We start from the raw sequence: 23154 nt of genomic DNA, 5'->3' as shown, positions 1-23154 counted from the left end.
GAGGGATGCAGCACTATCTCGATCACGCGGCCACGACCCCGCTGCGCCCGGAGGCGCGCGAGGCGTGGCTGGACGCGAGCGCGATCGTCGGCAACGCGTCGTCGACGCACGGAGCGGGGCAGGACGCCAGGCGCCTGCTGGAGGAGTCGCGGGAGCGTGCCGCCGCGGTGCTCGGGTCCGATCCCATCGAGGTGGTCTTCACGTCCGGGGGAACGGAGTCGATCAACCTCGCGCTGCAGGGGCTGTGGCAGGCGCGCCCCGCTGGGACCGACGCGATCGTGATGCCGGATGCCGAGCATCACGCGACCATGGACACGGTGGAGGCGCTGGTCGCGGCGGGAGCGTTGCTGCGCGCTGTTCCGGTATATCGCACGGCGGCGATCGATCCGGCCGCATTCGCCGCACAGCTTCCGGGGGCGGCGCTGGCCACCGCACTGGTCGCCAACAACGAGTCCGGGACCATCAACGATGCCGCGGTGCTGGCCTCAGCGGCCGCGGCCGCGCGGGTTCCGCTGCACCTCGATGCCGTGTCGGCACTCGGACACGTTCCGTTGTCCTTCCGTGCCCTGCGCGGCGATGCCGCAGACGCCGTCGGACTGGTCGCGATGAGCGTCGCCGGTCATAAGATCGGCGCGCCCGTCGGTGTCGGCGCCCTCGTCACCTCGCGCACCGCGCGCCTCGCGGCCATCCTCCGCGGAGGCGCACAGCAGCGCGGCCTCCGCGCGGGGACCCAGGATGTCGCGGGCGCCGCCGCGTTCGCCGTCGCACTGGAGCTCGCCGAGGCGGAGCGACTGACGGAGAACACTCGGTTGAGCGGGATGCGCGATCGACTGGTCGACGGCATCCTCGCCCGTGTTCCGACCGCCGAAGTCCTCGGGGACCGGGCGGAGAGGCTCCCGGGCAACGCGCACATCCTGTTCCCCGGCGCAGTGGGGGAGAGCCTGCTCTTCCTGCTCGACATGGCAGGGATCGCGGCATCGACCGGATCCGCATGTCAGGCGGGTGTGGCAGAGCCTTCGCACGTGGTCATGGCCATGGGCCGCAGCGAACAGGATGCGCGCAGCGTGCTCCGCTTCTCGCTCGGACGCACATCCACCGAGGCCGACGTCGATGCGGTCCTCTCATCGATCGCTGAGGCGTTCTCCCGCGCATCCGGCTCCGGCTCAGCCGCACGCTCGTAGACTGGATCCATGAGGATTCTTGCGGCCATGAGTGGTGGGGTGGACTCCGCCGTGGCAGCCGCGCGCGCGGTAGATGCCGGACACGACGTCGTCGGCGTGCACCTCGCGCTGTCCCGCGCCGGGGGGACTCTGCGCACGGGCAGCAGAGGATGCTGCACCATCGAGGACGCACTCGATGCCCGACGTGCTGCCGACCTCCTCGGCATCCCCTTCTACGTCTGGGACTTCTCGGAGCGCTTCCGCGAAGACGTCATCGCCGACTTCGTGTCCGAGTACCAGGCTGGTCGCACACCGAACCCCTGCATGCGCTGCAACGAGAAGATCAAGTTCGCCGCCTTGCTCGAGCGCGCGATCGAGCTCGGCTTCGACGCGGTGTGCACCGGGCACTACGCCACCCTGATTCCGACGGATGCCGGCCTCGAGCTGCACCGCGCAGCGGACAACGCGAAGGACCAGTCGTACGTGCTCGGAGTGCTGACGGCAGAGCAGCTCGCCCACACGTACTTCCCGCTCGGCACGACTCCCTCGAAGGCCGTCGTGCGGGCTGAGGCCGCGGAGCGCGGGCTGACAGTCGCGCAGAAGCCCGACAGTCATGACATCTGCTTCATCCCCGATGGAGACACCCGCGGCTGGCTCGCCGAGAAGGTGGGCACGGCGACCGGTGAGATCGTCGATCGGACCGGCGAGGTCGTGGGTGCGCACGAGGGCGCGCACGCCTTCACCGTGGGGCAGCGTCGCGGACTCAAGCTCGGTGTTCCGGCCGCTGACGGCAAGCCGCGATTCGTGCTCGAAGTGCGCCCCGTCTCGAACACGGTGGTGGTGGGGCCCAAAGAGGCGCTCGCGATCCGCGAGATCTCGGGCGAGCGGTTCAGCTGGGCTGGTGCCGGGCCCGTGGAGGCGGAGTTCGACTGTGAGGTGCAGATCCGCGCTCACGCCGAGCCCGAGGCCGCTCGAGCGTTCGTCACAGCCGAGGGCGTGCGCGTCGTCCCCGAGGAGCCCCTCAACGGTGTCGCTCCGGGCCAGACGGCTGTGCTCTACGTCGGCACTCGCGTGCTGGGCCAGTTCACGATCGACCGCACAGTGTCCGCGGTACCGGTCGACGCGTAGCGCCTCCCTCGGGATGTCGGTGGCCGCTCGTAGACTGGCGGAGTGCCGGAGAACATCTCGCTGGAAGACGCCCGTATCGAAGCCGACGAGCTGACCACTCGCATCCTCGAGGCGAAGGACGCGTACTACGGGCGTGACACCTCCGTCGTGGACGACTTCACCTACGACGGGTGGATGCACCGGCTCGAGGAGCTCGAGCGGCTGCATCCCGAGCTTCAGGGCCAGGATTCGCCGACGCAGATGGTGGGCGCGGCCGAGGCGACAGGGCTCGCGACCATCGAGCACGCCGAGCGCATGCTGAGTCTCGACAACGTGTTCTCGATCGACGAACTCCGCGAGTGGGCGGCGAAGACGCGCGCCTCGGCGGGGCGAGATGTCGACTGGCTCACCGAGCTCAAGATCGACGGCCTCGCCATCAATCTGCGCTACGAGAACGGACGCCTGACGTCGGCGGCGACACGGGGCGACGGACGCGTCGGCGAGATCGTCACCGAGAACGCCCTGCGTCTCCCCGAGATCCCCCTCGAACTCCGAGGCGAGGGGCACCCGGAGATCGTCGAGGTGCGCGGTGAGGTCTTCATCCCCGTGGCCGCCTTCGAACGGCTCAACGCCGCGCAGGCCTCGTTCCGCGAGCGCGCGTATGCCGACGCGCTGGCCCGCTGGGATGCGCGCGGCGGCACGAAGAAGCCGTTCGACGAAGAGAAGGCGCGCACAGCAGCGGCACGACGCTTCCCCGCGTTCGCGAATCCTCGGAACGCTGCGAGCGGCGGGCTGCGCCAGCAGATCGACAAGAAGGACGGGCTCGAGCTCGAAGCGGGGATGCTGCGGATCGAGTCCCTCGCGCTCTACGTGCATGGCATCGGCGCGTGGGAGAACCCGCCGGTCGCCGCGCAGAGTGCGGTATACGAGCAGCTGGCCGAGTGGGGGTTGCCCACGAGCCCGCACACCAAGGTCTGCACGAGCATCGACGAGGTCGCGGAGTTCGTCGAGTACTTCGGCGAGCACCGCCATGACATCGAGCATGAGCTGGATGGCATCGTCGTCAAGGTCGACGAACTCTCGCTGCATGACGAGCTCGGTGCCACGAGCCGCGCTCCTCGCTGGGCGATCGCGTACAAGTACCCGCCAGAAGAGGTGCAGACGACGCTGCTCGACATCGTCGTGTCCGTCGGGCGCACGGGACGCGCCACGCCGTTCGCGGTGATGGCGCCTGCGCACGTCGCCGGATCCGTGGTCAGGCAGGCGACTCTGCACAACAAAGACGTCGTGAAGGCGAAGGGCGTGCTGATCGGCGACACCGTCGTGCTGCGCAAAGCGGGCGACGTGATCCCCGAGGTGCTCGGCCCGGTCGTCGAGAAACGCGACGGCACCGAACGTGAGTTCGTGATGCCGGTCGATTGCCCCGAGTGCGGCACGCCACTCCGCGCGATGAAAGAGGGGGACATCGATCTGCGCTGCCCGAACGCGCGATCGTGCCCCGCCCAGGTACGCGGGCGCGTCGAGCACATCGGATCACGAGGCGCTCTCGACGTCGAGGCGCTCGGCGAGGTCACAGCCGCCGCTCTGACGCAGCCGACGTTCCCGGAAGTCCCTCCGCTCGAGACCGAGGCGGGTCTGTTCGCCCTCACCCTCGATGAGATCGTGCCGATCGAGCTGTTCGTGCGCGACGCCGAGACCGGTCTGCCCAAGGAAGACGACGACGGTCTCGTCAAGACGCGCGCACCGTTCCGCCGGAATCCCAGCGCGGCGGAGAAGAAGTCGGGTCTCGAGGGTCCGCAGCCGTCGTCGCAGGCGCTCACGCTTCTCGCCGAGCTCGAGAAGGCCAAGACCAAGGAGCTCTGGCGTCTTCTCGTCTCGTTGAACATCCGCCACGTCGGGCCTGTCGCCGCCCGAGCTCTCGCGCAGTGGTTCGGTTCGCTCGACGCGATCCGCGCGGCGTCCCGTGAAGAGCTTGCTGCCGTCGAAGGGGTCGGCGGAATAATCGCCGACTCGCTGCTCGCCTGGTTCGACGTGGACTGGCATCAGGAGATCGTGCGGCAGTGGGCGGAAGCCGGCGTGCAGTGGGCGACCCCGGGTCACCCTGGCCCGGGCGCTGCGATCGCCGAGGGTGGTGTTCTCGACGGGCTCACGATCGTGGCGACCGGCTCACTAGACGGGTACACGCGCGACGGAGCACAGGAGGCCATCATCAAGGCCGGTGGCAAAGCGGCGTCGAGCGTGTCGAAGAAGACCGACTTCGTCGCGGCGGGGCCGGGTGCCGGATCGAAGCTCGGCAAGGCGGAGGAGCTCGGCATCCGCATCCTCGACGCGGCGCAGTTCCACATCCTCGTGACCGAAGGACCGGACGCGCTCGGATGAGGCGCTACGGACCGCTGATCGTCGTTCCGGGTGCACTGGCCGTCGGCGATCCGGGAAGACACCACCTGCGTCTCACACCGGACGCGGTGCTCTTCCGTGACGGCACCGAGAACCGCGGGATCGTTCCGTGGGGCCAGATCGAGCGGGTGCTTCTCGACGTCCCTGTGACGCGCTTCCGGTTGCCGGGTCTCGTCAGCACGATCGTGATCGGTGCGCTGACGTTCCTCGCTCTCTCAGATCTCGGAATGGACCCGGAAGACGGCACGGTCGACGTGGTGATCGACGGCGAGTCGACCACCACGCCGCTGAGCCGCCATCATGTCGGCGGGTACTGGGCTCCCACCGTCGACGGCGCCCACAGGCTGCTGCAGCACCTCATCGATCACCCTGACCAGCGATCCCTGCTGGCTCGGCCCGAACCGCTCATCGAGGTCGCGGCGCGTCTCGCCCGCAGCGCGGCGACCGGATCGTCAGGGTCCTGACCACGCCTACGCTTCGGAGATGCGCTGGAGCAGCTTCGGCGACCCGGCGAACCCGAGCCTCCGATAGACCGGGACAGCGCGTTCGCTCGAGTGCACGGTGACCCTGGATGCGCCGGCACCGTGCGCGTGGGCTGTCGCCGCATCGACGAGAGCGGTTGCCACACCTTCGCCACGGTGCTCGGGAAGCACGAAGACGCTCTGGATGTCTGCCGACAGGCGGTTGCTCGCACCAGGGCTCGGAACGCGGGGGAGCAATGCGACCCATGCGGCTCCGACGATCTCGTCGTCGATCGTCCGCGCGACGAACGCGGAGTGCGTGGCCCGGTGGTCGTCCCACCAGGATGAGAGAGCCGTCACGAACGAGTCGAACTCCGCATCGCCGGCATCGTCAGCGGCTCTGTCGATCCACTTCACGCGCGCCAGGCCCCGAACATCGTCGGGGCCTGCGCGCTCGATGTGCACGTGCGTGCCTGTCAGTCCTTGTGGCGGGGCTTGCGGAACGGCTTCTCGCCTCGCTCATCACTGCGAGCCGGGCGCTCGTCCCGGTCGTATCGCGGGCGGTCGTCGCGGCGGTCGAACCCACCACGGGCGCCGTCGCGAGGACCGTCGTTGCGACGGGCTCCCGGTCCGCGGTCGGGCTTGATCTCGATCAGGCGACCCGAGATGCGGGTGTCCTTCAGCTTGTCCAGCACCGACGAATCGAGGTTCGCGGGCAGTTCGACGACGGTGAAGTCCGGGCGGATGTTGATGGCGCCGAAGTCGTCACGGCCGAGACCGCCCTCGTTCGCGAGCGCGCCGACGATCTGGCGGGGCTCGACACGATGACGACGGCCGACCTCGATGCGGTACGGCTTGTAGTCGCCGCGCCCACGACGCTCGCGGGGCTCCCGGGTCTCTCGACGATCGCCCTTGTTGTTCTCACGCGGCGGACGATTGTCGTACTCGACGGCCTTCGACAGCGGGTCATCGGCCGGGTCGAGCAGCAGCGGAGTGTCGCCCTGTGCGACGACCGCGAGAGCAGCGGCCACATCGGCCTCCGGCACGTCGTGATTGCGCACGTAGTGGTCGATGACGTCGCGGAACTTCTCGATCCGTGCCGCATCGCCGAGAGCCGCCGTGATCGCGTCGTCGAACCTGGTGAGACGTGTGGTGTTCACATCGTCCAGAGTCGGCAGCTGCATCTGCGTGGGCTGCTGACGCGTGGCCTTCTCGATGGACTTCAGCAGGTAGCGCTCGCGCGGCGTGATGAAGCTGATCGCGTCTCCGCTGCGGCCGGCGCGTCCCGTGCGACCGATGCGGTGCACGTAGGACTCGGTGTCCGTCGGGATGTCGAAGTTGACGACGTGGCTGATGCGCTCGACGTCGAGACCGCGCGCCGCGACATCGGTCGCGACGAGGATGTCGAGCTTGCTCGCCTTGAGCTGGTTGACGCTGCGCTCGCGCTGCACCTGGGGGACATCGCCGTTGATCGCCGCAGCGGAGTACCCGCGGGCGCGGAGCTTCTCGGCGAGCGTCTCGGTCTCGTTCTTCGTGCGGACGAACACGATCATCCCGTCGAAGTTCTCGACCTCGAGGATGCGGGTGAGCGCGTCGACCTTCTGCGCGTACGACACCACGAGATAGCGCTGGGTGATGTTCGTGCCGGTCGCGGTCTTCGACTTGATGCTGATCTCTTCGGGCTCGCGCAGGTACTTCTGCGCGAGACGGCGGATCTGCGGGGGCATGGTGGCCGAGAACAGGGCGACCTGCTTCTCTTCAGGCGTCTGCGCGAGGATCTGCTCGACGTCCTCTGCGAAGCCCATCTTGAGCATCTCGTCGGCCTCGTCGAGCACCAGGTACTGCAGCTGGGACAGGTCGAGGGTGCCCTTGGCGAGGTGGTCCATGATGCGGCCGGGGGTTCCGACGATCACGTGCACTCCGCGGCGCAGCGCCGACAGCTGCACGCCGTAGCCCTGACCGCCGTAGACGGGGAGGACGTGGACGCCCTTCATCTTCGAGGCGTAGGACTCGAAGGCCTCGCAGACCTGCAGGGCGAGTTCGCGGGTCGGTGCGAGCACGAGGGCCTGCGGGGTCTTCTGTGAAACGTCGAGGCGCTCGAGCACGGGGAGCGCGAAGGCCGCGGTCTTTCCCGTTCCGGTCTGCGCCATACCGACGACATCGCGACCGGACAGCAGGGTCGGGATCGTCGCGGCTTGGATGGGGGAGGGGGTCTCGTAGCCGAGGTCCTTGATGGCCTTGAGGACGGGGCCGGTGATGCCGAGCTCCTCGAATCCAGGGGTCTCGGGGGCGTCGGTGGGCACAGCGTCTTCAGGAGTCACTGACCAAGGGTAGCGCTTCACGGGATTCCGCGCCTGTGAGGGCGCCCTCAGGAGCCGGAGGTGAGGGCCAGCAGCCTCTCCTTGACCTGGCGGCGCAGCACCTTGCCGATCAGCGACTTAGGCAGCTCGTCGACGATGAAGACGCGGCGGGGGACCTTGTAGGGCGTGAGGATGCTGCGCGCGTACTCTCGGATCGCCTCGACATCGACATCCGAATCGCCGTCGACGACGATCGCCGCGATGACCTCCTCGCCGGAGTGATCGCTCGGGAGTCCGACGACGGCGGCGTCCGACACCTGAGGATGCTGTCGCAGTGCGTTCTCGACCTCGGTGGGGGCCACGTTGAAGCCGCCCGTGATGATGAGCTCCTTGATGCGGTCGACGATGCGGATGAAGCCCGCGTCGTCGACCGTGACGATGTCTCCGGTGCGGAACCATCCGTCCACGAAGACAGCCTCGGTTTCCTCTGGCTTGCCGTAATACCCGGAGAACACCTGGGGTCCGCGCACCAGCAACTCGCCTGCGGCGCCGTCAGGGACGTCTGCGGTCGGGTTCTCAGGATCGACGACGCGGCACTCGGTTCCCGGCAGGGGGAGACCGACGGTACCGGGTACGCGGTTGTCTGCGACGGGATTGGCCATCAGGACGGGGGAGCACTCGCTGAGCCCGTAGCCCTCGACGAGGAACCCGTTCGTCGCCGCCTCGAACGGAACGACCAGGTCGTGCGGCAGCGCCATCGCTCCCGAGATCGCGACCTCGATGCCGTCGAGCGAGACTCCCTTGGCGTTCGCGGCCGAGAGTAGTCTGTCGGCGATCGGAGGCACCAGAGGCAGGAAGGTCGCCGGGTGCTTCTTCATCACATCCAGCACCAGATCGGGGTCGAACTTCGGGAAGAGCACGAGCCGCGCACCCATGGACATCGCGAATGTCAGGCAGAGCGTGAGACCGTACGCGTGGAACATCGGCAGCACCGCGTAGACGACGCAACCCTTGCCGCGCTGGATCGACGGCACCCACGCCTGGGACTGTGCGGCATTCGCCAGCAGGTTGTGGTGCGTCAGAGCCGCACCCTTCGGCGTGCCCGTGGTCCCGGAGGTGTACTGGATGATGGCGAGGTCGTCGGTGGTCGGCTTCGGGTGCGAGGCCGGGAGAGGCGCAGACCGCACCAGCGAATCCCACGGGATCGTTCCCCGTACCCTCTCGGTGAGGGCCGCTCGCGACTCACGGGCCTTGGCGACAGGAAGCCGCAGTGCGAATCGCGTCAGGAGGGGCATCGCGCGAGTGACATCCACCGAGATCAGGTTCTGCACCGCGAGGTCGCTCGGGAACTCCTGCACGGTCGAGACGACCTTGTTCCATACGATCGCGTGCTTCGCGCCATGGTCCTCGAACTGCTTGCGCAGCTCGCGCGGCGTGTAGAGCGGATTGTGCTCGACCACGACGGCGCCCAGTCGGAGGACGGCATAGAACGCCACGATGTGCTGCGGGCAGTTCGGAAGGACGATCGCGACCGGGTCGCCAGCGCGCACGCCGAGGTCGCGGAGTCCTGCGGCGGCGCGGTCGATCGCCTCCTGCAGCTCCGAGTAGGTCGTCTCGCGACCGAAGAACTGCAGCGCGGGGGCATCCGGGTAGTCGCGAGCGGATGCGGCGACGATGTCGACCAATGATCCGGTGACGGGGGAGAGGTCTTCCGGGACGCCTTCGGCATAACTGGCGACCCACGGACGAGGAGGCTGATACGAGCTCACCCGCCCAGCATAGGGCTGGCCCCGACGGACTGCAGGGACTCGGCGGGCACGGCAACTAGACTCAGGGTGTGTCTGAAATCACCCCTGATCTTGTGCGCCATCTCGGCGTGCTCGCGCGCATCCAGCTCAACGACGACGAGGTGACGAGGCTCACGGGCCAGCTCGACGCCATCGTCGACAACATCGCCAAGGTGTCGGAGGTCGCAAGCCCCGACGTCGCCGCGACGAGTCATCCGATCCCGCTGAGCAACGTCTACCGCCCCGACGTGGTGGGCGAGACCCTCACGCATGAGCAGGTGCTCCAGAACGCGCCGGACCAGGCGGACGGCCGGTTCCGCGTCACCGCGATCCTGGGAGAAGAGCAGTGAGCGACATCATCCGCATGACCGCGGCCGAGCTTGCCGACAAGCTCGCGAGCCGTGAGATCTCGAGCGTCGAGGCGACACGCGCTCATCTCGACCGCATCGCCGCGGTCGACGGCGACGTCCACGCCTTCCTGCATGTGAACGAGGGCGCGCTAGATGCCGCCGCGGCCGTCGACGCGCAACGTGCGGCGGGAGAGCAGCTCGGACCGATCGCCGGCGTGCCGCTGGCGATCAAGGACGTGCTCGTCACGAACGACCAGCCGACCACGAGCGGTTCGCGCATTCTCGAGGGCTACCGTTCGCCCTACGACGCGACCGTCGTCGCCCGCTCTCGTGCAGCCGGCCTGATCCCGCTCGGCAAGACCAACATGGATGAGTTCGCGATGGGGTCCTCCACCGAGCACTCCGCGTACGGACCCACCCGTAACCCGTGGGACCTCGACCGGATCCCCGGCGGTTCGGGCGGCGGATCCGCGGCTGCGGTCGCCGCGTTCGAGGCGCCCCTGGCGCTCGGCTCCGACACGGGCGGCTCGATCCGTCAGCCCGCACATGTGACCGGCACGGTGGGCGTGAAGCCCACCTACGGCGGCGTGAGCCGTTACGGCGCGATCGCCCTCGCCTCCAGCCTCGACCAGGTCGGACCCGTGACCCGCACGGTGCTCGACGCCGGTCTGCTGCATGACGCCATCGGCGGCCACGACCCGAAGGACTCCACGTCGCTCCGCGAAGAGTGGCCCTCGTTCGCGGATGCCGCTCGTGAGGGCGCTCGCGGAGACGTCCTCAAGGGGCTCAAGGTCGGTGTGATCCGCGAGCTCCCCGACAGCGGCTTCCAGGCCGGCGTGGCCGAGTCGTTCCGCAGCGCACTCGCACTGATGGAGGCGCAGGGAGCGGAGATCGTCGAGATCGGCGCACCGCACTTCGAGTACGGCGTGGCCGCGTATTATCTGATCCTCCCCGCCGAGGCCTCCAGCAACCTGGCGAAGTTCGACTCGGTGCGCTTCGGACTGCGAGTGACCCCCGACGGCAACCCCACGGTCGAGGACGTCATGTCCGCGACCCGTGACGCCGGGTTCGGCGACGAGGTCAAGCGCCGCATCATCCTGGGAACCTACGCGCTGTCGGCCGGATACTACGACGCCTACTACGGCAGCGCTCAGAAGGTCCGCACGCTCATCCAGCAGGACTTCGCGAACGCGTTCGCCGAGGTCGACGTCATCGCGACGCCGTCGGCTCCGACGACCGCGTTCAAGATCGGCGAGAAGATCGACGACCCGCTGCAGATGTACCTCAACGACATCACGACGATCCCGGTGAACCTCGCCGGCGTTCCCGGCATCTCGATCCCGAGCGGACTGGCCGCGGAAGACGGTCTCCCCGTCGGCATCCAGTTCATCGCACCGGCACGGGAGGACGCGCGCCTGTACAAGGTCGGCGCAGCCGTCGAGACTCTGCTGGTCGACTCGTGGGGTGCGCCGCTCCTCACCCGTGCACCCCAGCTCGCAGGAGGGAACCGCTGATGGCCACCGCCAAGCTCATGGACTTCGACAAGGCTCTCGAGCTGTTCGAGCCCGTACTCGGGTTCGAGGTGCACGTCGAGCTCAACACCAACACCAAGATGTTCTCGGACGCGCCGAACCCGGCCAACGAGCTGTACCACGCCGCCGAGCCGAACACGCTGATCGCACCCGTCGACCTCGGTCTTCCGGGCGCGCTCCCCGTGGTCAACGAGACGGCGATCAGGTCGTCGATCAGCCTGGGTCTCGCGCTCGGCTGCTCGATCGCTCCGTCGAGCCGATTCGCGCGGAAGAACTACTTCTACCCGGATCTCGGCAAGAACTACCAGATCTCGCAGTTCGACGAGCCGATCGCCTTCGAGGGATCCGTCGAGGTCGAGCTCGAAGACGGAACGATCGTGCAGATCCCGATCGAGCGCGCTCACATGGAGGAGGACGCCGGCAAGCTCACCCACATGGGGGGCGCGACCGGTCGCATCCAGGGCGCCGAGTACTCGCTCGTCGACTACAACCGCGCGGGTGTTCCGCTGGTCGAGATCGTGACGAAGGTCATCTTCGGCACCGAGCACCGTGCTCCCGAGGTCGCCAAGGCCTATGTCGCGACGATCCGTGACATCGTGCGCAGCCTGGGGATCTCGGAGGCCCGGTTGGAGCGCGGGAACCTCCGCTGCGACGCGAACGTGTCGCTGCGTCCCCGCGGCCAGGAGAAGCTCGGGACGCGCACGGAGACGAAGAACGTCAACTCCATGCGCTCGGTCGAGCGTGCGGTGCGTTACGAGATCCAACGTCAGGCGCAGATCCTCGCCGACGGCGGGTCGATCACGCAGGAGACGCGGCACTGGCACGAGGACACGGGAACGACCTCGCCCGGTCGTCCGAAGTCGGATGCCGACGACTACCGCTACTTCCCGGAGCCGGACCTGGTTCCCGTGGAGCCCGCCGCCGAGCTGATCGAAGCACTGCGTGCGGAACTCCCCGAGCAGCCGGTCGCCCGCCGCCGCCGACTGATGACCGAGTGGGGTTTCACCGACCTGGAGTTCCAGGATGTGCGCAACGGTGGCCTGCTCGACGTCGTCGAAGAGACCATCAGTGCCGGGGCGACCCCTGCCACCGCGCGCAAGTGGTGGACGGGCGAGATCACCCGTCAGGCCAACGCGCAGGAGAAGGACGCCACCGAGCTGGTATCGCCCGCGAACGTCGCCGCGCTCCAGAAGCTCGTGGACGCCGGAACGCTCACCGACAAGCTGGCTCGTCAGGTGCTCGAGGGAGTCATCGCCGGCGAAGGCACGCCGCAGGAGGTCGTCGACAGCCGCGGCCTCGCCGTCGTCTCGGATGACGGCGCGCTGATCGCCGCGATCGACGAGGCGCTCGCGGCTCAGCCCGACGTGCTCGCGAAGATCAAGGACGGCAAGGTCCAGGCCGCCGGCGCCGTCATCGGTGCGGTGATGAAGGCGATGAAGGGCCAGGCGGATGCCGCCAGGGTCCGCGAACTCGTCCTCGAGCGCGCTGCGCAGTAACCGCATCCCCCGGACCTCGTGTCGGAGGTCCGGGGGAGAATGGTCTCATGGGACACGGTGACGGCAGAGGGCGCATCGTGTCGTCCGTCGATGCCGATGACTCCGGCACCAGCATCCTGCACGTCGACATGGACGCGTTCTACGCGGCGGTCGAGGTCCTCGACGATCCCAGTCTTCGCGGACTCCCGCTGATCATCGGGGCGCCCGACGGCCGCTCCGTCGTGTCGAGCGCCTCGTACGAGGCCCGTCGCTACGGTGTCCGTGCTGCGATGCCGGTGTCCCAGGCGATCCGCCTGTGTCCGTCAGCGAAAATCGTGCCGCCGCACTTCCACCGCTACCAGGCCGTGTCTCGCCAGGTGATGGCGATCTTCGAGTCGATCACTCCGCTGGTCGAGCCGCTGTCGGTAGACGAGGCGTTCCTCGATGTCCGGGGGGTCCGGCGGCTGTGGGGGAGTCCCGCGCAGATCGCCCAGCTCGTGCGCGAACGGGTGAGCGAAGAGGTCGGCATCACCTGCAGCGTCGGAGTCGCTGCAACCAAGCACGTCGCGAAGATGGCATCGACGATCTCCAAGCCGGACGGCATGCTCGTCATCGCCGCATCCGACACCCAGGCGTTCCTCGATCCCCGACCGGTTCGGGCGATGTGGGGCGTGGGTCCGAAGGCGGCCGAGGCTCTCGAAGGGCGGGGGATCCGCACGATCCGCGACATCCGCACGTCGTCGACCGAGATGCTCGACCGTGCGGTCGGCCCGGCGCTGAGCGCCCGTCTCGTGCAGCTGTCTCGGGGTGAGGATGCGCGGGCGGTCGAGACCGAGCGTATCGAGAAGAGCATCGGCCACGAGGAGACCTTCGAGACCGACATCTCCGATCGCGCCTACCTGCGGGCAGAGCTCCTGAGGCTCGCCGATCGCGTGGCCGCACGCCTGCGGAAGGCCCAATGGGAGACGTCGACGGTCGCGATCAAGATCCGGTTCGACGACTTCCGCACACTGAGCCGGTCGCAGACGCTCGCGGAGCCGACCGCCGTCGGCCAGAGGATCGGCGAAGCGGCGCAGGCGCTGTTCGAGCAGATCGAGCGCCGCGACCCCGTGCGGCTCGTCGGTGTGCGTGCCGAGAAGCTCCGGCCGGCGGGCGGAGGAGGCATCGGTCTGTGGGACGACGACGAGGACTGGCGACGCGTCGAGGGTGCGGTCGACGATGCGGTCGCGCGATTCGGCTCGGCCATGATCGGGCGCGCCAGGCACCTCGGCCGAGGCGACGGACGCGGTGCAGCGCAGCATCCGAAGGCGCACGGTCTCGATTGACCTCTCTGCGGCTCGTTTCCTGAGCTAGCGTGGAGCCATGCCCAACATTGCACTGGAACTCGGAAAACAGGCCGCGTCGTTCGGCGTGAAGAGCGCGTACGGAGAGCCGCAGGACGTCGACGGCGTGAGCATCACCCCGGTGGCCTTCACGTACTCGGGATTCGGCGGCGGAAGCGGTGACGGTGCAGAAGGCGGTGGCGGCGGAGGGATCTCCGTGCCGGTCGGCGTCTACGTGCGTCGCGAGGAGGGACTCCGGTTCGAGCCCAACATCGTGACCCTGCTCGTCGTCGCTGTGCCGTTCGTCTGGGTCGCCGGACGAGCTGTCTCCCGCATCATCCGTGCCCTCAAGAAGTGACGACCCCGTCGCGGCAGCGCTCGCGCGCGCCGCGACGCTGATCGTCGAGGACATCCGTGCCCTCGCGGCGGCGAACCCTGTCGTCATCATCGACGGTCGAAGTGGAGCGGGCAAGACGACGCTTGCGCGCATGCTGGTCGAGCGATGGCCGATCGTCGGGAGGGTGCAGCTGGTCGCCCTCGACTCGATCTATCCCGGATGGGACGGCCTCCAGAGCGGAGTGGAGCACGCCCTCAACGGGATACTCCGCCCGCACGGCCGCGGATACCTCGGGGAATGGCGCCGTTGGGACTGGGAACGGGATGCCGAGGCCGAGAGTCACGCGGTGGACCCGGCGCTCGGGGTGCTGATCGAAGGCAGCGGAATCCTGACGCCCGCGACAGCGGCGATCGCCGACGTTCGCGTCTGGCTCGAGTCCGCGGAACCCGGCCGCAAGGCGCGAGCGCTGAATCGCGACGGTGAGACCTATCGCCCGCACTGGGATCGTTGGGCAGCGCAGGAGAAGGCTCACATCGCGCGGGACGATCCGCGAGCCCTCGCGACGCGCGTCGTCGAGATCCCCTGACGCCTCACAGCAGCTCGTCTGCTGCCTCGATGGTGAGTTCGAGGCGGTATCCGAGCCAGTCGTAGACGCCGAACCGCGCGTCGTCAGGATCATGGTCGTCATCGCTCTCGATGCCGAGACGCTCCGCGATCACCAGACGCAACGCGGTGAGCGTGCGCAGCCAGGCGTCGACATCGGACTGCCGGATCACCAGGTCATGCTCCGTGAACGCCTCGCTCTGAGACATGGAGTCCAGATCGCCACGGAGCTCGGCGAGAGCCGCCCTGACCACATCGGCGTCGAGCGCGCGCCGGTCGAGAAGTTCCTCGCGTGTGGCGTCTCTGAACGAGCGCGACGCGTCTTCGTCGTCGGGGTACGGGTCGGGAGCCAGACGCCCGATGGCCGGATCGGTGGCATCACGGTCGGCCCCCACCAGCTCGCGGAAGTCGTCGACGAGCTGTGCGAGCTGTGCGCCTTCCACTCTCGCCATCCGGACGTGCACTGATAGCTCGGTCATCGTGCGGCCTTTCGCACCGTCGCCCACAGGCCGTAGTCGTGCATCGCCTGGGCGTGCACCTCCATCGTCTCGCGGGGGCCTGTGGCGACGATGGCCTGGCCTTCGTGATGGACTGCGCGCATGAGCTGAGTCGCCCGTTCCTGCGAGTACCCGAAGTAGGTGCGGAAGACCCGTACGACGTAGCTCATCAGATTGACGGGGTCATTCCACACGACGACCTCCCAGGGCACGAGAGGCGCGGCCGTGAGCTCGACGATCTCTTCGACGTCAGGCGTGGCGAGTGGACTCATGCCCACCCCAGCTCGTGCAGCTGCGCGTCATCGATGCCGTAGAAGTGGGCGATCTCGTGCACAAGGGTCGTGTGAACCTCGTCGCGGAGCTCGTCTTCGTCCTCGCAGGCGGCGAGGTGCGGCTCGCGGTAGACGACGATCCGGTCGGGCAGCTCTCCGGAACCGTACTGCGTCCGCTCGGTCAACGCGAGACCGTCGTACAGTCCGAGCAGGTCGAGGCTCCCGTCCTCAGGGCGGTCCTCGACCACGAAGACGACGTTCTCGAGTCCGTCGACCATCTCATCGGGCAACCTGTCGAGCTCGTCGATCACGAGTTCTTCGAACGGCGCAGAATCCATCTCCATCGGTTCCAGCCTATTGCCGCGAGCGCGGGCGCGGCGTCAGTGGAGGAACACCAGGAGTGCGGCGACCGCGATGAAGAGCGCACCGAAGACGCTGTTCAGGATCCGCTGCCCCTTGACCGACCGGGACAGACGACGGAACGGACGGGCCGCAGTCGCGAAGAACCCCCACATCACGAGGACATCGACCACCATGACCGTGACGATCAGGGTGAGGTACTGGGGCAGCTGAGGCTGGTCCAGGCGGATGAACTGGGGGATGAACGCGAGGAAGAAGACGATCGCCTTCGGATTGAGGAGGTTGACCCAGAAGCCCCGTCGGATCATGGACCAGTGTCCTTCGCGCAGATCGACACCGGTCTCGTCCTCGAGCTCTGCGGATGCGGGTTTCGTCAGGATCAGTCGGATTCCGAGGAAGACGAGGTAGGCGGCTCCGGCGTATCGGATGACGTTGAACAGCACTTCGGATTGCGACACGACGAGTCCGAGGCCGGCCGCCACGATCACGACATGGACGATCAACGCGAGCTGCTGGCCCACGATGCCCCAGATCGATCGGCGCCATCCTTGGCTGAGCGCGTTCGACATCGTGTTGATCGCGCCGGCGCCCGGCGTGAAGCTGATCACCACGCAGGCGGTCAGGAGCGAGAACCACACGGCGAGTGACACCTCGCAATACTAGGGCTCTCGCTCCCTCCCGGCGTTCAGTCGGCCACGGCGATACTCGGATTCCGCAGATCGAGTCGGCGGAGCAGCTGCGCGTTCAGCGCCACGACGATCGTCGACAGAGACATCAGGACCGCGCCGACGGACATCGGGAGCACGAACCCGACGGGTGCGAGGACGCCTGCGGCGAGAGGCACTGACAGCAGGTTGTAGCCGGCCGCCCACCACAGGTTCTGAGTCATCTTGCGGTACCCGGCCTTGGAGAGTTCGATGACCGAGATGACCGCACGCGGGTCGTCGCCGGCGAGGATCACACCGGCGGACGCGATCGCCACGTCGGTCCCGGCTCCGATCGCCAGGCCCACATCGGCCTGGGCGAGTGCGGGTGCATCATTCACACCGTCGCCCACCATCGCGACCTTGCGTCCCTCTGCCTGGAGCGCTCGGACTCTGGCTGCCTTGTCTTCCGGGCGCACACCGGCGAAAACCCGGTCGATCCCGACCCGCGCCGCGACGCTCTCTGCGACAGCCGATGCGTCTCCGGTGATCATCACCACGTCGATCCCGCGTGCGCGCAGCGCCTCGACGGCCGAGATCGATTCGGCGCGGATGTCGTCGGCGAGCCTCAGGGCGCCGACGACGTGGTCATCGACGAGAACGTGCAAGATGATCGCAGCCTCCGCTCTCCATGCCTCGGCGATCGGAAGCTCCTCGGTTCCGGTCTGCGTGAGCAGGTGCGGGCCACCGACCTGCACTCGTCGACCGCCCACGCGCGCGCTCACGCCGACGGCCGGAGACGAACGGAACTCCTCGGCAGCGCGACTCTCGAGCCCTCGATCACCGGCGGCGCTCACGATCGCCTTCGCCAGCGGATGCTCGGAGTCCTGCTCGGCCGCTGCCGCGAGCGAGATGACGTCGTCGGTCGTGAATGGAGCGACCGCCTCGACGGCGGTGACCGAGGGAGTTCCCTTCGTGAGTGTTCCCGTCTTGTCGAACAGAACCGTGTCGATCGCGCGCATGGTCTCGAGAGCCAAGCGGTCTTTCACGAGGATGCCGGCGCGTGCCGCACGCTCGGTCGCGATCGAGACGACCAGGGGGATCGCGAGGCCCAGTGCGTGCGGGCACGCGATGACCAGCACGGTGATCGTGCGGATGACGGCGTCGTCGGGCGACCCAGCTGCCGACCACACGACGGCGGTGATGGCGGCGGCCCCGAGCGCGAACCAGAAGAGCCATGCGGCGGCGCGGTCGGCGATCCGCTGCGCTCGCGATGAAGACGCCTGGGCGTCGGCGACGAGTCTCTGGATGCCGGCAAGCGCGGTATCCGTGCCTACGGCGGTGATCTCGACCCGCAGCCCGGAGTCGGTGGCCACCGTCCCTGCGACGACGGTATCGCCGACGGTTCGAGCCACGGTCCTGGATTCGCCGGTGATCATCGACTCGTCGACGCTCGCGGCGCCGCGGATGATGCGCCCATCGGCCGGAAGGCGCCCGCCCGGGCGGATGACGATGACATCACCGACTCCGAGGTCGGCAGGGGAGACTCGCACGGTCTCGCCGTGCTCGATGCGTTCGGCCTCGTCGGGCAGAAGGGCTGCGAGGGAGTCGAGCGCTGAGGTGGTCTGCGCCAAGGAGCGCATCTCGATCCAGTGGCCCAGGAGCATGATGACGATCAGCAGCGCCAGCTCCCACCAGAACTCCAGTTCATGATGCAGCACCCCCAGAGTCGCTCCCCACGACGCGAGGAAGGCGACCGTGATCGCGAGTCCGATCAACATCATCATCCCTGGCCGGCGGGCACGGAGTTCACTCACCGCGCCGGTGAGGAAGGGCGCTCCACCCCATACGTACATCACGGTGCCGAGTGCGGGGGCCAGCCACCGCGCCCAGCCCGGCACGTCGTACCCGATGATCATGCTGAACATCGGCGATGCGAAGATCACGGGGATCGCCACGACGAGCATGATCCAGAACAGTCGCCGGAACCTCGAGACGTGGTCTGCGTGCCCTGCGTGGGTGTCATGCCCGGCATGGGCATCGTGCCCGGCGTGAGCCGCTGTCTCGGGCGTCGTGCTGTGAGAAGAGTGATCGATCGGTGTCGATCCATCCGAGTGAGTCATCTGCTGGTCCCTTCGGTGCGTTCACTGAAGTCAACCCGATACCCCAGGGGGGTATTCCTTGCCGCCGCCCAGGAATGCAGAAAAGGCCCGAGTCTCTCGACTCGGACCTCTTCTTGATGGGGTGAGTAACGGGACTCGAACCCGCGACATCCGGCACCACAAGCCAGCGCTCTACCAGCTGAGCTATACCCACCATGTACCAACCGGAGTTGGCGACCAGATGAGTCTATTACATGTTCGGAGTGAACTCTGACACCGTGCGCGTCGCGATGTCGCGAGCGTCATCGCTCGAGGGTCCCGGCTCGTCGACGAACACGGCTTCGCGGTAATAGCGCAGCTCGCGGATCGATTCGAGGATGTCGGCCAAGGCTCGGTGGCCGCCGTCCTTGGCGGGCGCCTGGAAGAACACCCGCGGATACCACCGGCGGGAGAGCTCTTTGATGCTCGAGACGTCGACGTTGCGGTAGTGGAGCCAGTGGTCGACCTGAGGCATGTATTTCGCGAGGAACATCCGGTCGGTGCCGATCGTGTTGCCGGCCAGTGGCGCCTTGCGTTCGAGAGGGGCGAAGCGCTTGATGTACGCGAGAGTCTGCTCTTCGGCCTCGATGAGCGAGACACCGTCGGGGATCTCAGTGATGAGCCCCGAGGTCTCGTGCATCTTCGTGACGAAGTCGTTCATATTCTCGAGCGCCGCGTCACTGGGACGGATGACGACCTGAAAACCGGGATCGACGGGGCGCAGCTCGAAATCGGTGATGACGACGGCGATCTCGACGAGCTCATCGACTGAGAGATCCAGCCCGGTCATCTCGCAATCGATCCAGACGAGGCGGTCGTTTTCTGACGCAGATACCATGTGGCCATACTATCGACGGCACCGACATCCGAGCCTGGCGCGGTACGGTAGATCTGCCCGCCTCCGTAGCTCAGGGGATAGAGCAGGAGCCTTCTAATCTCTTGGTCGCAGGTTCGAATCCTGCCGGGGGCACCACAGCCGTACGGCGCCGGTCGTCATCCGTTCCGCAGAGCGGCGACAGCGTCATCGGCCCTCCAGAAGTCGCCGACCAGTCGGAATGACGCCGTCGCGAGGTGCAGTCGCTCTGCTCGATATCGCATGCCGAGAGGATCGGGCAGCAGTCGGAGGTGGCCGAGGACGCGGCCTCTGACGTCCTGCACCCGCCACAGATGAGCCGAGGCGCGCACGAGGTGCTCCTTCGGCGATGACAGGCGGGGCGTGGCGTACGGGACCTCGGGCAGGGACGTGATCTGGGTGTCGGACATGAGTGGCTCCTTTCGTGGTTCGAACATATGACCGACCACCGACATTGCGGTGCCGGGTCCTCGGAGCCCTGTCACCACCACCTCTGCACGGCAGCTCCGGTGGCGGAGTTGTGCACGATCCCTGCTCTGCGGCTCTCCGGACCGTGGTCGTGGGGCTCACTCTGGAGCGATCCGGGCACGTGTTCCGGGCCACAGAGGAGAGAACATGCATGACACCGTGACCATCGTCGGCAACGTCGCCACCGATCCCACGCAGGGTCGGACGGCAGGTGGGATCACCGTCACCAACTTCCGGTTGGCGAGCACCCATCGGCGCTTCGACGACGCGACCCAGACATGGGTCGACGTCGCTACCAATTGGTACTCGGTCGCTGCGTTTCGCCAGCTCGGCGAGCACGCGAAAGCATCGTTGCGTTCAGGGGACAGCGTGATCGTGACAGGGAGGATGAAGATCCGCGCCTGGGAGAACAACGGCAAGCAGGGCACAAGTGTCGACATCGATGCGGATGCGATCGGCCATGATCTCCGCTGGGGTACCACCGCCTATCGCCGCAGCACACGCTCCACGCCGGAGCCTCCCGCACGGAGCAGGGCCGGAGATGCCGGGGACGCCGGGGACGCCGCGGACGATGGTCAACCCTCGGAGTCGTCCGGCGACCCGGTCGACATCGACACCTCATGGGCGGCCGGGGATGCACTCACCCCCTCCGACGGTCCTCTCGCGGGCCGGTCGGACGAGTCCGAGAGCCTCACGTACTGACGCGCGGGCCTGCACCGGCGATCACGCGCGCGGTGTCGCCGCCGCCATTCGCCTGAGCGGGGGAGTCCGACCGTAGACTCGGGGCGTGCTTCGACGACCGGACTCCTCTGCATCGCGTGCGGCTCTCGTGACGGGAGCGGCGGCCACGCTGATCCTGTTGCTGACCTCGTGCGGTCCCACTGCCTCCCCGACGCCCGCACCGACGGATGCCGGCGGTTCGCCGAGCCCGACGGAAAGCCCCGCGGCACCCGCGTACGTCGCGGACGGAGCAGCTGAGGACAACCTGCCGCTGTTCGCGGCGGTGACGGCTCAGGTGTGGGGCTCGGATCAGAACGTGTCTGGCCGTGCCTACATCGACGCGCTGATCGCCGCGGGTTTCGATCGGGCAGCCATGCAGGTGACTCAGGATGTCTCGACCGTCGGCAACCCGGCCGAGAGCATCCAGTTCTCGGTGCGCTGGGGTGATGCGGAATGTCTCGTGGGCCAGGTGGGCCCATCGACGGGGGCGCCGGTGACGGCGGTGATGCCGCAGCTCGCGGAGGGGCGTTGTCTGGTCGGCGCGACCCGCGCGATCGACTGGTGACCCCTGCCCTTCGGGGCGGATTCTGATGGTTCACCGTGCCTGTGCTCGTCTCGACGGCGGCAGGCACAGAGGCCGGTAGGCTGGAGTGTCGATCTTCGACGCCAACAGAAGGAGCGTTTTTCGGTGGCTGAGTACATCTACTCGATGGTTCGTGCGCGCAAGGCGGTGGGTGACAAACTCATCCTCGACGACGTCACTATGGCTTTCCTCCCCGGTGCCAAGATCGGCATGGTGGGCCCGAACGGCGCCGGTAAGTCGACGATCCTCAAGATCATGGCAGGCATGGACACGCCCTCGAACGGCGAAGCGAAGCTCTCCCCGGGATTCTCGGTCGGAATCCTCATGCAGGAGCCGGAGCTCGATGAGACCAAGACCGTGCTGGAGAACATCCAGGACGGCATCGCGATCAAGGCGAAGGTCGATCGGTTCAACGAGATCTCCATGCTGATGGCCGACCCGGATGCGGACTTCGACGCGCTGCTCGCCGAGATGGGCACCCTGCAGGAAGAGATCGACGCCGCAGACGGCTGGGACCTCGACTCGCAGCTGGAGCAGGCCATGGATGCACTGCGCACCCCGCCGGGAGACGCCGCGATCGCGCCGCTCTCCGGTGGAGAGAAGCGCCGTGTCGCGCTGGCGAAGCTCCTTCTCCAGAAGCCCGACCTGCTTCTGCTCGACGAGCCGACCAACCACCTCGACGCCGAGAGCGTGCTCTGGCTCGAGCAGCACCTGCAGGCCTACAAGGGCGCCGTCATCGCGATCACCCACGACCGATACTTCCTCGACCATGTCGCCGAGTGGATCGCCGAGGTCGACCGCGGCCGTCTGATCGGCTACGAGGGCAACTACTCGACCTACCTGGAGAAGAAGGGCGAACGCCTCGAGATCCAGGGCAAGAAGGATGCCAAGCTCGCCAAGCGCCTCAAGGAGGAGCTGGAGTGGGTCCGGTCCAGCGCGAAGGGTCGTCAGACCAAGTCCAAGGCTCGTCTCGCCCGCTACGAGGAGATGGCGACGGAGGCCGAGCGGACCAGGAAGCTCGACTTCGAGGAGATCCAGATCCCCGCGGGTCCGCGCCTGGGAAGCATCGTGATCGACGCCAAGAAGCTGCAGAAGGGCTTCGACGGACGCTCGCTGATCGACAATCTCAGCTTCAGTCTGCCGCCGAACGGCATCGTCGGCGTCATCGGCCCGAACGGTGTCGGAAAGACGACGCTGTTCAAGACGATCGTCGGCCTCGAGCCGCTCGACGGCGGTGACCTCAAGATCGGCGAGACCGTCAAGATCAGCTACGTCGACCAGTCCCGCTCGAACATCGACCCCGACAAGACGCTGTGGGAGGTCGTCTCCGACGGCCTCGACTTCATCACCGTCGGCAAGACAGAGATCCCGTCGCGGGCGTACGTATCGAAGTTCGGCTTCAAGGGTCCGGATCAGCAGAAGAAGGCGGGTGTGCTCTCCGGTGGTGAGCGCAACCGTCTGAACCTCGCCCTCACGCTCAAGGAGGGCGGCAACCTGCTCCTCCTCGACGAGCCGACCAACGACCTCGATGTCGAGACCCTGAGCTCCCTCGAGAACGCGCTCCTCGAGTTCCCCGGCTGCGCCGTGGTCATCACTCACGACCGGTGGTTCCTCGACCGCATCGCGACGCACATCCTCGCTTACGAGGGCACCGACGAGAAGCCCGATCAGTGGTACTGGTTCGAGGGTAACTTCGATGCGTACGAGGAGAACAAGATCCTGCGCCTCGGCGCTGACGCCGCCAAGCCGCACCGTTCGACGCACCGCAAGCTCACGCGCGACTGA

At 67.5% G+C, this 23154-nt stretch carries 23 protein-coding genes and 2 tRNA genes; 14 read left to right on the top strand and 11 right to left on the bottom strand.

What is annotated here, in order from left to right:
- Positions 1 to 5 precede the first annotated feature (5 nt).
- The 4 genes from ASF80_RS03050 to ASF80_RS03035 are packed head-to-tail and all read left to right on the top strand — an operon-like array spanning position 6 to position 5128.
- Complete coding sequence (locus tag ASF80_RS03050; RefSeq protein ID WP_056307881.1) at positions 6 to 1181, top strand: cysteine desulfurase family protein; 1176 nt, start codon at positions 6 to 8, stop codon at positions 1179 to 1181.
- A 9-nt stretch (positions 1182 to 1190) separates the two neighbouring features.
- Positions 1191 to 2288: a tRNA 2-thiouridine(34) synthase MnmA gene (mnmA, locus tag ASF80_RS03045; protein ID WP_082488164.1), complete on the top strand. Its 1098-nt coding sequence runs from the start codon at positions 1191 to 1193 to the stop codon at positions 2286 to 2288.
- A 42-nt stretch (positions 2289 to 2330) separates the two neighbouring features.
- A complete protein-coding gene (gene ligA / locus ASF80_RS03040) occupies positions 2331 to 4646 on the top strand; it encodes an NAD-dependent DNA ligase LigA (RefSeq protein ID WP_056307877.1) in 2316 nt (771 codons plus the stop codon).
- The gene (locus tag ASF80_RS03035; RefSeq protein WP_056307875.1) at positions 4643 to 5128 is read left to right on the top strand and encodes a hypothetical protein; all 486 of its coding nucleotides are present in this window, start codon (positions 4643 to 4645) and stop codon (positions 5126 to 5128) included. Before ligA ends, ASF80_RS03035 begins: the two co-directional genes overlap by 4 nt.
- Positions 5129 to 5134: 6 nt before the next feature.
- On the opposite strand, the gene ASF80_RS03030 is transcribed toward ASF80_RS03035, so the two are convergent.
- From ASF80_RS03030 to ASF80_RS03020, 3 genes are read right to left on the bottom strand one after another with little or no spacing between them, the layout of a single operon-like run.
- Positions 5135 to 5590, bottom strand: a complete 456-nt coding sequence (locus ASF80_RS03030; RefSeq protein WP_056307873.1) for a GNAT family N-acetyltransferase — start codon at positions 5588 to 5590, stop codon at positions 5135 to 5137.
- Between the two features lie 11 nt (positions 5591 to 5601).
- The gene (locus ASF80_RS03025) at positions 5602 to 7446 is read right to left on the bottom strand and encodes a DEAD/DEAH box helicase (protein WP_056307871.1); all 1845 of its coding nucleotides are present in this window, start codon (positions 7444 to 7446) and stop codon (positions 5602 to 5604) included.
- A 47-nt stretch (positions 7447 to 7493) separates the two neighbouring features.
- The gene (locus ASF80_RS03020) at positions 7494 to 9194 is read right to left on the bottom strand and encodes a long-chain-fatty-acid--CoA ligase (RefSeq protein ID WP_056307870.1); all 1701 of its coding nucleotides are present in this window, start codon (positions 9192 to 9194) and stop codon (positions 7494 to 7496) included.
- Positions 9195 to 9262: 68 nt separating this feature from the next.
- Between ASF80_RS03020 and gatC the strand changes: the two genes are divergently transcribed.
- Genes gatC through ASF80_RS02990 form a run of 6 tightly spaced genes read left to right on the top strand, consistent with a single transcriptional unit; the run spans position 9263 to position 14814 of the window.
- Positions 9263 to 9562 (top strand): Asp-tRNA(Asn)/Glu-tRNA(Gln) amidotransferase subunit GatC, encoded by a 300-nt coding sequence (gene gatC, locus ASF80_RS03015; protein WP_042536743.1) that lies wholly within the window; start codon positions 9263 to 9265, stop codon positions 9560 to 9562.
- Positions 9559 to 11076, top strand: a complete 1518-nt coding sequence (gene gatA, locus ASF80_RS03010; protein WP_056307868.1) for an Asp-tRNA(Asn)/Glu-tRNA(Gln) amidotransferase subunit GatA — start codon at positions 9559 to 9561, stop codon at positions 11074 to 11076. Before gatC ends, gatA begins: the two co-directional genes overlap by 4 nt.
- Positions 11076 to 12590 carry an Asp-tRNA(Asn)/Glu-tRNA(Gln) amidotransferase subunit GatB gene (gene gatB, locus ASF80_RS03005; RefSeq protein WP_056307866.1) on the top strand — a complete coding sequence of 505 codons (1515 nt, stop codon included), beginning with the start codon at positions 11076 to 11078 and terminating at the stop codon, positions 12588 to 12590. The genes gatA and gatB overlap by 1 nt, the downstream gene beginning before the upstream one ends.
- 47 nt (positions 12591 to 12637) lie before the next feature.
- Positions 12638 to 13894, top strand: a complete 1257-nt coding sequence (dinB, locus tag ASF80_RS03000; protein ID WP_056307864.1) for a DNA polymerase IV — start codon at positions 12638 to 12640, stop codon at positions 13892 to 13894.
- A gap of 37 nt (positions 13895 to 13931) precedes the next feature.
- A complete protein-coding gene (locus ASF80_RS02995) occupies positions 13932 to 14249 on the top strand; it encodes a hypothetical protein (protein ID WP_056307862.1) in 318 nt (105 codons plus the stop codon).
- Complete coding sequence (locus tag ASF80_RS02990) at positions 14233 to 14814, top strand: hypothetical protein (RefSeq protein WP_082488161.1); 582 nt, start codon at positions 14233 to 14235, stop codon at positions 14812 to 14814. The genes ASF80_RS02995 and ASF80_RS02990 overlap by 17 nt, the downstream gene beginning before the upstream one ends.
- 4 nt (positions 14815 to 14818) lie before the next feature.
- Here ASF80_RS02990 and ASF80_RS02985 read toward each other — a convergent pair whose 3' ends face one another.
- The 7 genes from ASF80_RS02985 to orn all read right to left on the bottom strand — a co-directional run bounded on the left by ASF80_RS02985 (position 14819) and on the right by orn (position 19583).
- Positions 14819 to 15310 (bottom strand): DUF2017 family protein, encoded by a 492-nt coding sequence (locus tag ASF80_RS02985; RefSeq protein ID WP_056311700.1) that lies wholly within the window; start codon positions 15308 to 15310, stop codon positions 14819 to 14821.
- Positions 15307 to 15600, bottom strand: coding sequence for an ATP-dependent Clp protease adapter ClpS (gene clpS, locus ASF80_RS02980; protein ID WP_056311698.1), 294 nt, complete (start codon positions 15598 to 15600; stop codon positions 15307 to 15309). The genes ASF80_RS02985 and clpS overlap by 4 nt, the downstream gene beginning before the upstream one ends.
- On the bottom strand, positions 15597 to 15944 hold the full coding sequence (locus ASF80_RS02975; protein WP_056307860.1) for a metallopeptidase family protein: 348 nt from the start codon (positions 15942 to 15944) through the stop codon (positions 15597 to 15599). The genes clpS and ASF80_RS02975 overlap by 4 nt, the downstream gene beginning before the upstream one ends.
- Before the next feature lie 36 nt (positions 15945 to 15980).
- Positions 15981 to 16610 carry a LysE family transporter gene (locus ASF80_RS02970; protein WP_056307858.1) on the bottom strand — a complete coding sequence of 210 codons (630 nt, stop codon included), beginning with the start codon at positions 16608 to 16610 and terminating at the stop codon, positions 15981 to 15983.
- 35 nt (positions 16611 to 16645) lie between these two features.
- Positions 16646 to 18727, bottom strand: a complete 2082-nt coding sequence (locus tag ASF80_RS02965; RefSeq protein ID WP_056307856.1) for a heavy metal translocating P-type ATPase — start codon at positions 18725 to 18727, stop codon at positions 16646 to 16648.
- 117 nt (positions 18728 to 18844) lie between these two features.
- Positions 18845 to 18920, bottom strand: a tRNA-His gene (locus tag ASF80_RS02960).
- 36 nt (positions 18921 to 18956) lie between these two features.
- Complete coding sequence (gene orn / locus ASF80_RS02955; RefSeq protein ID WP_056307854.1) at positions 18957 to 19583, bottom strand: oligoribonuclease; 627 nt, start codon at positions 19581 to 19583, stop codon at positions 18957 to 18959.
- A gap of 59 nt (positions 19584 to 19642) precedes the next feature.
- Here orn and ASF80_RS02950 point away from each other — a divergent pair.
- Positions 19643 to 19718 (top strand) — tRNA-Arg (locus tag ASF80_RS02950).
- A 20-nt stretch (positions 19719 to 19738) separates the two neighbouring features.
- On the opposite strand, the gene ASF80_RS02945 is transcribed toward ASF80_RS02950, so the two are convergent.
- Positions 19739 to 20008, bottom strand: coding sequence for a hypothetical protein (locus ASF80_RS02945; RefSeq protein ID WP_056307853.1), 270 nt, complete (start codon positions 20006 to 20008; stop codon positions 19739 to 19741).
- Between the two features lie 205 nt (positions 20009 to 20213).
- On the opposite strand from ASF80_RS02945, the gene ASF80_RS19220 reads away from it, so the two are divergent.
- The 3 genes from ASF80_RS19220 (at position 20214) to ettA (ending at position 23154) form a co-directional block, all read left to right on the top strand.
- Positions 20214 to 20768, top strand: coding sequence for a single-stranded DNA-binding protein (locus ASF80_RS19220; RefSeq protein ID WP_082488160.1), 555 nt, complete (start codon positions 20214 to 20216; stop codon positions 20766 to 20768).
- 85 nt (positions 20769 to 20853) lie between these two features.
- A complete protein-coding gene (locus tag ASF80_RS19150) occupies positions 20854 to 21351 on the top strand; it encodes a DUF6993 domain-containing protein (protein WP_200934736.1) in 498 nt (165 codons plus the stop codon).
- 123 nt (positions 21352 to 21474) lie between these two features.
- Positions 21475 to 23154 carry an energy-dependent translational throttle protein EttA gene (ettA, locus tag ASF80_RS02930; protein WP_056307851.1) on the top strand — a complete coding sequence of 560 codons (1680 nt, stop codon included), beginning with the start codon at positions 21475 to 21477 and terminating at the stop codon, positions 23152 to 23154.

It is taken from the genome of Microbacterium sp. Leaf159 (assembly GCF_001423615.1).
Classification (GTDB): Bacteria; Actinomycetota; Actinomycetes; order Actinomycetales; family Microbacteriaceae; genus Microbacterium.
Note: the sequence above shows the minus strand (reverse complement) of the source record. Positions and strands in the feature narration are given on the sequence as shown.